Here is a 12,450-nt window from a genome sequence, read left to right as displayed (position 1 = left end):
GTTGACACACCGCCATGCTTCATCGCTGCATGCAGCTTAACTTTTCTCTGTTCAACCAATAATAAACCGCGGTTTACCTTTATGACAGCCTTGGCGACATTCCGTCGCCTGTTATGGCACGGTTTAACACATAACCCGTGCCACAGCGGCGTCGGGGGGCATCTGGCTCACGAACCGTAAAAAAAGCATCATAATTCATGGCGTTAATCCGGCAATTCTGGTTTATTTGTCAGGATGAATTTTGCTTACCGCGCGGGTTAGAGGATGTTGCTATGAAGTCAGGCCGCTATATAGGCGTCATGTCCGGCACCAGTCTGGACGGAATCGATGTGGTATTGGCCGCGATCGACGATCGCATGGTGGCGCAGCAGGCCAGCTATAGCCATCCGATGCCGATGGCGTTGAAAAAAGAGATCCTGGGCATGTGCCAGGGGCAGCAAACCACGCTGGCCGCCGTCGGCCGGCTGGACGCGCAGCTGGGCACGTTGTTCGGCGAGGCGGTGCTCGGCCTGCTGAAGCAAACCGGCATCGACGCGGAGCAGATCACCGCCATCGGGTGCCACGGCCAGACGGTGTGGCACGAACCGGAGGGTGACGCGCGTTTCTCGATGCAGCTCGGTGATAACAACCGCATCGCCGCGCTGACCGATATCACCACCGTCGGCGATTTCCGCCGGCGCGACATGGCCTACGGCGGGCAGGGCGCGCCGCTGGTGCCGGCGTTTCATCAGGCGCTGCTGGGGCATCCCGTCGAGCGGCGCATGGTGCTGAACGTCGGCGGCATCGCCAACCTTTCTCTGCTGTTGCCCGGTACGCCGGTGCGCGGTTTCGATACCGGGCCGGGCAACATGCTGATGGACGCCTGGGTATGGCGCCACCGCGCGCAGCCTTACGATCAGGACGGCGGCTGGGCGATGCAGGGGCGAGTCTGCTTGCCGCTGTTGCAGCAGATGCTGGCGGATCCGTACTTCGCGCTGCCGGCGCCGAAAAGCACCGGCCGCGAGTATTTCAATATCGCCTGGCTGGAGCGGCAGCTGGCCGGATTGCCGGCGATTGCGCCGGTCGACGTGCAGGCCACGCTCACGGAGCTGACCGCTGTCAGCATCAGCGAGCAGGTATTGCTGGCCGGCGGGTGCGAGCGCCTGTTGGTCTGCGGCGGCGGGGCGCGCAACACGCTGCTGATGGCGCGCCTGTCGGCGCTGCTGCCGGGCACGGAGGTCGGGCTGACCGACGATTTTGGCGTCAGCGGCGACGACATGGAGGCGCTGGCCTTTGCCTGGCTGGCCTTCCGCACGTTGTCCGGCCAGGCCGGCAATCTGCCTTCGGTGACCGGCGCCAGCCGTGAAACGGTGTTGGGTGGGATTTATCCGGTTTTGCCATTGGGGGCCCGTTAGCTCTGTTAGGATAGCCTGTGAAGGATTTTTCTAAGGAGCAACAGCATGAAAAAAGTCATTTTCGTCGCCGGCGCGCTGGCGCTGTCCGGCTGCAGCTACATCCTGCCGCAAAGCAGCCAGACGATGCACTACCAGTGCGGCACCACGCCGCTGACGGTGGCGCTTGACGGCAAGGCGAGCGAAGTCAGCCTGCTGATGGACGGCGAACAGCTGCATCTCAAGCAGGTGCTGGCGCTGACCGGCGCCAAATACAGCGACGGCAAATACACTTTTTGGTCGAAAGACCGTAACGCCTATCTTGAGCGCAACGGCAAGGTAGTCATGAGCGACTGCGTGTTGACGGAGTGAAGGTCGACGGCGGCGTCGGAGCGATTGAGTTCCTGACGCCGCAGGCGCAGAATGTAACGACGGATTTTTTCAGTTGGTCGATAACCCAGATGATTGAAAAGAGTGAGTTTGATGTTGCGGACCTGCGCCGTGAATACACCCGAGGCGGCCTGCGCCGCAACGATCTGACCGCCAACCCGCTCGAACTGTTCGAGCGTTGGTTGAAACAGGCCTGCGACGCGCGCCTGGCCGATCCCACCGCCATGTGCGTCGCGACCGTCGACGAACACGGCCAGCCTTATCAACGCATCGTGCTGCTGAAGCATTTCGATGAGCAGGGGCTGGTGTTCTACACCAACCTCGGCAGCCGCAAGGCGCAGCAGCTGGCGCACAACCCGCATATCAGCCTGCTGTTCCCCTGGCACATGCTCGATCGCCAGGTGATTTTCCTCGGGCAGGCGGAGCGCCTGTCGACCCTCGAAGTGCTGAAGTATTTCAACAGCCGGCCGAAAGACAGCCAGATCGGCGCCTGGGTGTCGCAGCAGTCGTCGCGCATTTCCGCGCGCGGCGTGCTGGAAAGCAAATTCCTTGAGCTGAAGCAGAAGTTCCAGCAGGGCGAGGTGCCGTTGCCGAGTTTCTGGGGCGGATTCCGCGTGAAATTTGACTCCGTCGAGTTCTGGCAGGGCGGCGCCCATCGCCTGCATGACCGTTTCCTGTATCAGCGGGACGGGAATGACTGGAAAATTGACCGACTGGCACCCTGAAGACGGAAAATCCCCTCTAAGCGCTGGTGCTGACGCCGCCGGCGCTTTATTCTATGCGCTACCCTGAATTTTTATTTCGCCACTGGGCGAAAGGCCGTGTACCGGCAAAGGTGCATTCGTTTATACATGGAGTCATTGATGGCAAGCAGCAACTTGATTAAACAACTGCAAGAGCGGGGCCTCGTTGCCCAGGTTACGGATGAGGAAGCGTTAGCGGAGCGACTGGCGCAAGGGCCAATTGCACTGTATTGCGGTTTCGATCCGACCGCTGACAGCTTGCATTTGGGCCATCTGGTTCCTCTGTTGTGCCTGAAGCGCTTCCAGCTGGCCGGCCACAAGCCGGTAGCACTGGTGGGCGGCGCCACTGGCCTCATCGGCGATCCGAGTTTCAAAGCGGCGGAGCGCAAGCTGAACACCACCGATACGGTGAACGAGTGGGTCGAGAAGATCCGCAAGCAGGTTTCCCCGTTCCTCGATTTCGACTGCGGAAGCAACAGCGCTATCGCGGCCAACAACTACGACTGGTTCGGCGGCATGAACGTGCTGACCTTCCTGCGTGACATCGGCAAGCACTTTTCCGTCAACCAGATGATCAACAAGGAAGCGGTCAAGCAGCGCCTGAATCGCGACGACTCCGGCATCTCCTTCACCGAGTTCTCTTATAACCTGCTGCAGGGCTACGATTTCTCCGAGCTATATAACCGCCACCAGGTGGAGCTGCAGATCGGCGGTTCCGATCAGTGGGGCAACATCACCTCAGGCATCGATCTGACGCGTCGTCAGCACCAGAAGCAGGTGTTCGGCCTGACCGTGCCGTTGATCACCAAAGCAGACGGCACCAAGTTCGGTAAAACCGAAGGCGGCGCGGTCTGGCTGGCGCCGGAAAAAACCAGCCCGTACAAGTTCTACCAGTTCTGGATCAACACCGCCGACGCCGACGTTTACCGTTTCCTGAAGTTCTTCACCTTCATGAGCCTGGAAGACATCAACGCGCTGGAGGAAGAAGACAAGAACAGCGGCAAGGCGCCGCGCGCCCAGTACGTGCTGGCGGAAGAAGTGACCGGCATGGTGCACGGTGCGGAAGGCCTGGCGGCCGCCAAGCGCATCACTCAGAGCCTGTTCTCCGGCGCGCTGCACGACATGACCGAAGCGGACTTCGCCCAGCTGGCGCAGGACGGCATGCCGACCATTAAACTGGAGCGCGACGCCGATCTGCAGCAGGCGCTGGTGAATGCCGAACTGGTGCCGTCACGCGGCCAGGCGCGCACCATGATCGGCTCCAACGCGGTGACCATCAACGGCGAGAAACAATCGGATGCCGAATACCGCTTCAGCGATGCGGACCGTCTGTTCGGCCGCTACACGCTGCTGCGCCGCGGCAAGAAACACTACTGCCTGGTGGATTGGCAGTAAGCGTCAGTCAGCCTATATGACGTGAAAAGCCCGGGGAGATCCCCGGGCTTTTTTTATCACATGGCGCGGATGAAGATTAGGCAAACGCCTCCGGCAGCGAGTTTTCGGCCGCAACACCGTTCACGGTAATGGCTGGCGAGTGGTAGTGCAGAGAGACGGCAGCCAGATAGGGATCCTGATTGCCGATCGAGAACACCACATCATCGGCGTCAAACGTTTGGTTATGATTGTTATCCACGATGACATAGAGCGATTTGTCCAACTTTAGCAATCCGACTTCCGCCAGGTTGTTGGCGCTGGCGCCGTTGGTCATCTTCGCCAGAACCTGCGAGAACAGCGCTTGGGCATTGTCCGTCGCATTCAGGCCACTGAACGCATTTTGTAACTCAGCTTGGGTAGTGGCGCTGCCGTACAAGGTTGCGGTCTTGTCTCCTGTCTTGGAGAAAACCCATGGGTTATCGGTTTCTCCCACGGATATGACGCTGTTGGCATAGCCGGTATTGAGCGTGACCATATTGTCTATTTTGCTATCGGTAAAATGTAACGCACCGGCGCTATCCAGCGTCGTGTTGCCCTTAACGTCGGCTTTATAGACGGTCAATCCGGTGCGGTCGACCGTTAACTGGTCGCCGGCAAGTTCGGCAATGACATGGGCGAAATCGTCTTTATTGGCCAGTGTGTTTAGCGTGTTGTAGAAAGCGCCGCCGCCGGTGCCGCCTTTTTCTGCGACGAGGTACAGCTTCATGTCGGAGTAATAACGGCGTTCATCGGTAAATTCGCTGCCTATGATGGTCTTCAGGTTATCGCTAAAATCTGCGGCGACGGTCAGATTAAGCACCAGCGGTTTATCGCCTGTGTACATATAGCCGCTCAGCATCAACGTGCTAATCGAGTTGTCCCCGCCGCTCAGGGTCAACGTGCGATTTTGCACAATGTCGAGATTGCTGCCCATACGGATTTCGAGCGTTTCTTTATGGTTCGATGTAAAGCTGAAAGTACCCATATTGAGGTTGGTTACCGTACGGCTAGCCGCATCGGTAAAGAACAATTTAAAGCTGTCGTCGCTTTGCGCCGTATCGCTGATATGGATACGGCTTTTCGCGGTCAAGTCGCCGCCGAGGGTAAATTGCCCGCTGCTGACGTTGAGCAGCGTTAAATCTCCGGAGTAGGCCGTAATTACCCCCCCAGCCGATCCCGTAGCGTTTTGCGAAGCATTGGGCTGCGCCATTTCGCCTTGTGTTAGCGAGTTGATGTTGCCATAAATCGGATGGGAGACGGTCGCTTCTTGCGTGAACAACCCAAAGTCAAAGACCTTGTTGCCTTCGGTGGCGACCCGCTGCCCGTTAAGATAAATCTCTCCGGTACCGCGATAATGGGTCAAATCTACATAGTTGAAGTACAGGAACTGATTAACGTTATTTGTGATTTCAGCATCATAGCCACCGCCGGCGCTGGCCGTCAGGTGGACGACCTTGGTGAAAAAATTGGCTGAGACACTGTAGTAAGATGTCTCGGGATCGCTATTAAGCGCCGTCGCTTTGAAATCACTGCTGACCCTATTGCCGCTGTCGGCGGTGGCATTGCCTTGCCAGACAAGCTGATGTTTCCCGGCGGCCAGATTGATTTGCGTGGCCGCCGTCGTCATATCGAGCCGGTCGGCGACGACGGTGCTGTTCTTAACGTTGGTAAAGTTAATCCCTTCGGGGGCGTTCAGCAGATTGCCCTCGCTAAGAATGAGAGTGATATTCAGGTTTCTCAGCGACTGTAGCATTGCGTCATTGGTGGCAAAATCGCCCTGCAGCGTGACTTTTTGCAACGATTTGGCAAAGCTGAGATCGACCGCGGAGCCGACCTCCGCGTTAAGAGTGATCTCGCGCAGTTGGCTGATTTCCGCATGACTTAACGTATGTTGCTTACCGGTATTCAGGCTGCCGTTGAGGGCGCCGTCGGCATTCGACATCGTGACGTTGCCACGGATCTGATACCCCAGCTCGCTGCCAATTTTGTATTCGAGATTGACGAGTTGCTCGTGACTGGGGCTGACTCCGCCCTCCAGCGGCGCTTCCCCGTTGCGGAACGCATGCAAAATATTCAGCGTCGCCTGCAGCGGATTATTGCCGGCTTTGAGCAAAATTGCCTGTTTTTGCAGTTCGCTCAGCGCCGGACCGTAATACAGTTCGTGATAAACCCTGGCGAAGTCTGCGGCATCTTTGAAGGGGGAGGATTTAGCCAGAATGGTCAGCAGATCAAGCTCGGAATTTCCCGCGGCGAGGAATTTGCTGTAACTGTCCAACCCGGTTGATTCCAGCGTGGCCTTTTTTCCCAGTTGCAGAAAGAGCAGCGCTACGCTTTCCTGATAGTGGGTCGCAGCCATCTCACCCGCAGCGTAGACATGGGTAGCATTAAGAAAAGCCTGTTTGGCTGCGCCATGGGCAGTGTCGTTACGAATATCGGCGATCAGACGCATGATGACGTCGCCGCGCGTTTCGGTATGATTATTCAACCCGGTGACGTAATTGGCGAGCTCGCTTGCGCCTGCATCAACGCCGAACGTATTTTTATAGACGGTTTTGACGAAGTCTTCATTACTTAACGTGGTCAACGCGCTGCGCGTCTCGACGAAACGGCCGGCGATATAGCTGGCTTCGGCTTTTCCCGTCGCCAGAACCTGGCTCCAGTAATTGACGCCTTCCGCCACCGCAAGGCTGCCTACGATGTAAAACAGAGCTTGAATATCGGCTGCCGCTTCGGCGTTGGCGGGATAGGGGGACAAAGCGGGGTGTAAGGTTGTATCAATAATATCAAACAGATGCTGTTGCTGTGCGACCGGTGCCGCAGCGTCGCCCATATAGCTTTTCACGCCGGCGATGAGATCCTTGGTTATCAGCCCCAGCGTTTTTCCTGCATTGGCTTGCGCGACCAGCGTGGCCAGCACTGCGGGCGCTGGATCCGCGCCTGTCGTATTTTTATAGATGTATTGAATTTTTTGCGATGTTGTCAGGCCATCGTAGCGATGATGTCCATCCTGAGACTGGATGAATTTTTCTGCCAGTTGATCTCTGCTGTACTGCCCCGATTCCAGCTGGCGGGCAAAGAAGTTCAAGGCGGCGCTATCGGCTTTTTTACCGAGCGTGGCGTAAAAAAGGATGGCCACATCCTGTTGTGACGACAATAAACTCATGTTAACCCCTGTGTTGACATAGAAATAAGCATCAACAAGTACAGTTCAAAACCGGGTTATTGCAATGCGGCGAAATATGAGGAAATTCTGTTTCTGCCGAAAATGCGGTTGTCCTCTGTGTAAAAGCACTGCGGCGAAAGGCTCGATACTGGGGCAACCCTTTAGTGGCAGTCCACTATCGTAAATATCTTGGCGTGGATCGGGTTTTTCTCTCTGTCGAAGCCATGGCTGCAGGCTCGCGGCTTTTTTTGGATCGGACTTTTCGCTACAATATGCCGCCGTCGAAAGCATAAAAATCCCTCTCATTTCTTGTTTTTAACAGCGCCGGCATGACGTTTTAGCGTCGTGCACCCATTATCATTTCGCCGCGGGCTGATGCACACGGCATGGCGAGGTCAGTTGTTCCGATGAAAAACATTCTTTCTATCCAGTCGCACGTGGTGTTTGGTCACGCCGGCAACAGTGCGGCTGAATTCCCGATGCGCCGCATGGGCGTCAATGTCTGGCCGCTGAACACGGTGCAGTTCTCCAACCATACGCAATACGGCCAGTGGACCGGCTGCGTCATGCCTGCCAGCCACCTGACCGAGATCGCGCAGGGTATCGCCAATATCGAGCAGCTGCAACGCTGTGATGCGGTGCTGAGCGGTTATATCGGTTCGCCGGAGCAGGGCGATCATATTCTGGAGATCGTGCGTCAGGTTAAGCAGGCGAACCCGAATGCCTGGTATTTCTGCGATCCGGTGATGGGGCATCCTGAAAAGGGCTGCATCGTGGCGCCGGGCGTGGCCGAGTTTCACTGCCGCCAGGCGTTGCCGTGCAGCGACATGATGGCGCCGAACCTGCTGGAGTTGGAGATGCTGAGCCAGATGGCCGTCGCCAACGTGGCCGATGCGGTGCAGGCCGCCCGCGTGCTGATCGCCAAGGGGCCGCGGCTGGTGCTGGTCAAGCACCTGGCCCGCGCCGGCTATCACGCCGACTGCTTCGAAATGCTGCTGGTGACGGCGGACGAGGCCTGGCACATCAGCCGGCCGCTGGTGGACTTCGGCGCGCGTCAACCGGTTGGCGTCGGTGATTTGACCAGCGGTCTGCTGCTGGTGGATCTGCTGAAGGGCGAGGCGCTGGACAAAGCGCTGGAGCACGTGACCGCCGCCGTGTATGAGGTGATGCTGACCACGCAGGAGATGGGCGAATACGAACTGCAGGTGGTGGCGGCGCAGGATCGGATCGTGCAGCCGCTCAGCGAATTCAAAGCGGTAAAGCTGTAAGTGCATCGAGCCCCGGCGACAGCCGCCGGGGCTGAAACTTTACTTCAATCCTTCGGCGTTCAGCGCCGCATCTACCGCCGGGCGCGCCGCAACGCGATCGAACCAGGCCGCCAGATGGGCGTGCTTGCGCACGTCGAACTGCAGGGCGAACGCCCAACGCAACACGGTGAACAGGTAGGCGTCGGCTACGCTGAAACGGCTTCCCAACAGGAAGTGCTGCTTCGCCAGCACCGAATCCAGATAGCTGAACTGCTGCTCCAGCTTGGCGCGCGCGATGGTTTGGTATTCCTCGGGCGTTTTCGGGTTGAACAGCGGGCTGAACCCTTTGTGCAGTTCGGTGGCGATGTAGTTCAGCCATTCGATCGCGTGGTAGCGCGACAGGGTGCCCGCCGCCGGGATCAGGTTGCGATCGGGCACGCGGTCCGCCAGGTATTGCACGATCGCCACGCCTTCGGTCAGCAGGCTGCCGTCATCCAGCAGCAGCGCCGGTACCTGTCCCTTGGGGTTGATGGCGAGGTAATCGGCGCCGCTCTCGGTCTTCTTCTGCGCCAGATCGACCTTCTCCGCCGTAAAATCCAGCCCTGCCTCACGCAGCACGATATGCGGGGACAGCGAACAGGCGCCGGCTTTATAGAACAGTTTCATCGGAAGCTCCTTGTTGATGACGAATGACGGGCATGCTTAACCTCTCATCGTAGTCCCATAGCGCCAAAATTACAGCGGCTTAGCTAACAAATTTAACCGATGATCGCCTCGGCGGGCTGCAGCTGCGTCAGCGTTGCGGCGATCTGCTGTTGCAACGCCTGCGGCGCTACCTGCATCGGCGAGCGCAGCTCGTTGGCGATCAGCCCCTGCTGAGCCAGCACCGTCTTGACCGGCGCCGGATTCGGGAAGCTGAACATCTGGTGGATCATCGGCAGCAGCTCATAGAAGTTGCTGCGCGCCGCGGCCAAATCGCCGGCGGCGACCTGCTGCACCAGCTGCACGAAACGTTCCGGGTGAACATGCGCGGCGGCGGAGATGGCACCGGTGCCGCCGAGGCACAGCGTGGTGAGGATCAGATTGTCTTCCCCGGTCATCACATCGATTTCGCCGTCGGCGATCAGCGCCATGGTGGCGTCAGGATTGCCGCCGCAGTCCTTGATGGCGGTGATGCGCGGATGGCGCGCGAGCCGGCGCAATGTGGCCAGCTCCATGGCGATGCCGGTGCGCTGCGGAATGTTGTACAGGATCACCGGCACGCTGGAGGCGTCGGCCAACTGGGTGAAATAATCGATCAGGCCGCATTGCGAAGGGCGGATGTAGTAAGGCGCCGGGATCAGCACGCCGGCGATGTCGCGCAGCTGAATGGCCTGCTGCATCTGCAGCGTGGCGGCCATGTTATTGCCGGAAAGGCCCATCACGACCTGGTGTGCGGGCGCCACTTCCAGCACGGCGTCGAGCACCGCCAGCTGTTCTTCTTTGCTCAGCGCGGCGGCTTCACCGGTGGAGCCGCAGACCACCAGGCCATCGATGCCGGCGTCGAGCAGGTGCCGCGCCAGGCGTTTCACCGCCGGCAAATCGACGGCATCGTGATTGAAAGGGGTAACCATCGCCACCCAAATACCCGAAAATGAGGCCATAAAATATTCCTTCTGTGTGACCGACAGAGAAGCCAGATGAGAAAATTGAAGGCGGGGCGTTGCGCGCCATCCAGTCAGCTCATCTGACGGGACAGCTCGCCCCGGTCAAATGAGCGTCTGTTTCTTCGATTTAACCGCCGCCAAATCGCCAACGGGCAACGCAGGTGTTATCAGAAAGTCGGCGTTGCGTGGGTAGGCCATGGCGGTCTCGTGAAAAGGGGAAGTGGGGTGATAATGAATATTCTTCATCAGGCTGTCAATTTACAACAGATTGATAACATTGTTATTCATGATTCGGTAGCGAGGATGAGTTTGGCTAATAAATAAAAATCCCCGCAGCGGCGGGGAGAGTTTGGCCGGCTCAGCGCGGCGGGCGGGAGCCGATGGTGGCGGACCAACTGAAGGTGTCGCCGCTCGGCCGATAGCGGTTGGCCTTGCGTTCTGCACGCTCCGCCTTGGCGAGCTTCGCTCTGGCGGCCATGATGCGCGCCACCACTTCATCCTTGACCTTGTGCTGTTCGGCGTTGGTCAGCGGCCTGCCGTGGCTTTTGCGCGCCTTGTCCAGTTCGGTTTTCACTTCCCGCTGTTCGCTTTCCGTCATCTCTTTCAACGTCAACTTTTTCATCTGTGCCGCCCGTTCGGTGAAGTTGACCTACAGTTTAGCGGCGTTATGTGACCGAAAATGTTATGGGCATAACGAAATGCGCGGTAAGCCGGCATTACACCTCTTCCAGCAGATCGTCGACAAAGCGCCGCATGCGTTCGGTGCGCTGCTCGGCCATGTGCCGCCCGGCAGCGGTCTGGAAGCCGTCTTGCAGTTTGAACAGCTTGGTTTCGAAGTGATCCAGGCTGAAACGCTTGTCGTCGTATTGGCGATGTTCGGCCCGCGGGTCGGCGGCGTCGTACAGCGCGCTGCGCATGCGGCCGCCGATATAGAAGCAGCGCGCCACGCCGATAAGACCTATGGCGTCGAGGCGATCGGCATCCTGCAGGATCTTCGCCTCCAGCGTTTGCGGGGGGATGCCGGCGGAAAAACTGTGCGCTTCGATGGCGTGAGCCACCGCCGCGATATCCGCCGGCGCCCATTCCAGCCGGGTCAGCGTCAGCGTGGCTTGCTCCGCCGCCATGCGTGAGGCCAGATGGCGCTGCGGCGAATTCTTTTCCACCGCGACGGCGTCGTGCAGCAGCACCGCCGCACAGAGAATGCGCCGGTCGCCGCCTTCCAGCTTGCTGATCCGGCGGCAGTTCTTCCAGACCCGGTGCAGATGCGCCACGTCATGCGAACCATCGTCCGACTCGAGGGTGAGCGGCAGCAACGTTTGCGCCAGCGCCTGGTAGGGGGAAAAAGGTTGTAACAGCTCTTGCGTCAGCGAGGGTAAAGACACGTTCAGCTCCTGTTGGGGGAAATCGGTCAATCAGCATAGCCGCGCCGGATGCCGGGAGAATGACAGAAAAACGGCTATTGTTTACTAAAGTGCAACCCACTATTGTCATAACTGCGGTTTTTGCAGCGAAACAAGCAACCTAGAATAGCCGTATTCCGCCGTCTCCGCTTGGTGAGAGCCTGTGTCCGCGGAGATGGCCGGAATATCCTCATCAGCCATGGGAGAAGAGACATGCCAACCCCTCTTGAAATAGTGCGCGCAACCTATGAAGGCAGCTCCGAAGAAAACGGCCGTAATCTGCTGGCGGCGCTGGCCCCCGATGCCGAGTGGACCGAAGCCGCCGGTTTCCCCTACGCCGGTACCTATATCGGCCCGGAAAATATCATCAAGAACGTGCATCAGCGCCTGGGCAGCGAATGGCAAGGTTACCGCGCCGACGTCGACCACTTTTACGACGCCGGCGACAATGTGATCGCGCAAGGTTTTTATCACGGCACCTACCGGGCCACCGGCAAATCCTTCAGCGCCTCTTTTGCGCATATTTATACGCTGCGCGGCGGCAAAATCGTGAAGTTCGTGCAGATCGTCGACAGCGCCAAAGTGCTGGAAGCGATGCAGCCTTAATCGCCGCTGCGCTTGCCGAATTTGCGGTCGAACTCGCGCCGGTAACCCCGGGCCTTGTTGCGATCGCGGATCCACAGATAGCCGCACACCAGCGCAACCGCTCCCGAGAAGGTGACGTTGCGCATATCCCGGTCATACCAAAACACCAACAGCGCATCCAGCGCCGCAATCAGCGCGATCCATTTATACATATGGGATTGACGCCGCGTGGCGGCGTTGAGTCGCTTTAACTGTCTGGCTTCGTCCAACACCGGTTTTTGCTGCATAGCGTTTCGTTATCATCAGGCTGTTCACGCTAAATTAGCAGAATTTCCCTCACCGTCGCAAAGATTAACGCGCGGTGCCATGCGGTTTTCCCCGCCGCTGGCGCGGGGCAGAAAATTTGTGCCGGACGCTTGAATTGTCCATCGGGCGTGGTAGGTTATTTATTCGCTATTTTTGGGTTTTTATTCAGCATTCGCCGTGTCATCAA

At 58.3% G+C, this 12,450-nt stretch carries 12 protein-coding genes; 6 read left to right on the top strand and 6 right to left on the bottom strand.

The features are described from left to right. Nucleotides 1-272: 272 nt before the first annotated feature. The 4 genes from anmK (at nucleotide 273) to tyrS (ending at nucleotide 3,898) form a co-directional block, all read left to right on the top strand. Nucleotides 273-1,394, top strand: coding sequence for an anhydro-N-acetylmuramic acid kinase (gene anmK, locus ACJ8MK_RS18470; protein WP_033654769.1), 1,122 nt, complete (start codon nucleotides 273-275; stop codon nucleotides 1,392-1,394). Nucleotides 1,395-1,439: 45 nt separating this feature from the next. After that, on the top strand, nucleotides 1,440-1,742 hold the full coding sequence (locus ACJ8MK_RS18465; RefSeq protein WP_004931294.1) for an MliC family protein: 303 nt from the start codon (nucleotides 1,440-1,442) through the stop codon (nucleotides 1,740-1,742). Between the two features lie 89 nt (nucleotides 1,743-1,831). Then, nucleotides 1,832-2,485 (top strand): pyridoxamine 5'-phosphate oxidase, encoded by a 654-nt coding sequence (gene pdxH / locus ACJ8MK_RS18460; protein WP_033648477.1) that lies wholly within the window; start codon nucleotides 1,832-1,834, stop codon nucleotides 2,483-2,485. Between the two features lie 138 nt (nucleotides 2,486-2,623). Continuing rightward, nucleotides 2,624-3,898 carry a tyrosine--tRNA ligase gene (gene tyrS / locus ACJ8MK_RS18455; RefSeq protein WP_033648189.1) on the top strand — a complete coding sequence of 425 codons (1,275 nt, stop codon included), beginning with the start codon at nucleotides 2,624-2,626 and terminating at the stop codon, nucleotides 3,896-3,898. Nucleotides 3,899-3,974: 76 nt separating this feature from the next. Here tyrS and ACJ8MK_RS18450 read toward each other — a convergent pair whose 3' ends face one another. Then, a complete protein-coding gene (locus ACJ8MK_RS18450; protein WP_442517967.1) occupies nucleotides 3,975-7,079 on the bottom strand; it encodes a DUF4214 domain-containing protein in 3,105 nt (1,034 codons plus the stop codon). A 407-nt stretch (nucleotides 7,080-7,486) separates the two neighbouring features. On the opposite strand from ACJ8MK_RS18450, the gene pdxY reads away from it, so the two are divergent. Beyond that, nucleotides 7,487-8,347 carry a pyridoxal kinase PdxY gene (gene pdxY, locus ACJ8MK_RS18445; protein ID WP_033638395.1) on the top strand — a complete coding sequence of 287 codons (861 nt, stop codon included), beginning with the start codon at nucleotides 7,487-7,489 and terminating at the stop codon, nucleotides 8,345-8,347. 39 nt (nucleotides 8,348-8,386) lie between these two features. Here the strand turns inward: pdxY and gstA are convergent, their stop codons facing one another. From gstA to ACJ8MK_RS18425, 4 genes are all read right to left on the bottom strand, one after another. After that, complete coding sequence (gene gstA / locus ACJ8MK_RS18440; protein ID WP_033638396.1) at nucleotides 8,387-8,992, bottom strand: glutathione transferase GstA; 606 nt, start codon at nucleotides 8,990-8,992, stop codon at nucleotides 8,387-8,389. A 92-nt stretch (nucleotides 8,993-9,084) separates the two neighbouring features. After that, a complete protein-coding gene (dapA, locus tag ACJ8MK_RS18435; RefSeq protein WP_041034916.1) occupies nucleotides 9,085-9,969 on the bottom strand; it encodes a 4-hydroxy-tetrahydrodipicolinate synthase in 885 nt (294 codons plus the stop codon). 361 nt (nucleotides 9,970-10,330) lie between these two features. Then, nucleotides 10,331-10,594, bottom strand: a complete 264-nt coding sequence (locus tag ACJ8MK_RS18430) for a DUF3811 domain-containing protein (protein WP_004938373.1) — start codon at nucleotides 10,592-10,594, stop codon at nucleotides 10,331-10,333. A 94-nt stretch (nucleotides 10,595-10,688) separates the two neighbouring features. Then, nucleotides 10,689-11,384: an HD domain-containing protein gene (locus tag ACJ8MK_RS18425; RefSeq protein WP_079656471.1), complete on the bottom strand. Its 696-nt coding sequence runs from the start codon at nucleotides 11,382-11,384 to the stop codon at nucleotides 10,689-10,691. A gap of 201 nt (nucleotides 11,385-11,585) precedes the next feature. On the opposite strand from ACJ8MK_RS18425, the gene ACJ8MK_RS18420 reads away from it, so the two are divergent. Then, on the top strand, nucleotides 11,586-11,978 hold the full coding sequence (locus ACJ8MK_RS18420; protein WP_033638399.1) for a nuclear transport factor 2 family protein: 393 nt from the start codon (nucleotides 11,586-11,588) through the stop codon (nucleotides 11,976-11,978). On the opposite strand, the gene ACJ8MK_RS18415 is transcribed toward ACJ8MK_RS18420, so the two are convergent. Continuing rightward, the gene (locus tag ACJ8MK_RS18415) at nucleotides 11,975-12,244 is read right to left on the bottom strand and encodes a hypothetical protein (RefSeq protein WP_004938382.1); all 270 of its coding nucleotides are present in this window, start codon (nucleotides 12,242-12,244) and stop codon (nucleotides 11,975-11,977) included. The two genes, ACJ8MK_RS18420 and ACJ8MK_RS18415, sit on opposite strands and share 4 nt — an antisense overlap. Between the last annotated feature and the right edge of the window lie 206 nt (nucleotides 12,245-12,450).

It is taken from the genome of Serratia sp. CY38905, from assembly GCF_052168875.1.
Classification (GTDB): Bacteria; Pseudomonadota; Gammaproteobacteria; order Enterobacterales; family Enterobacteriaceae; genus Serratia; species Serratia sarumanii.
This window is presented reverse-complemented; position numbering and strand designations above follow the sequence as displayed.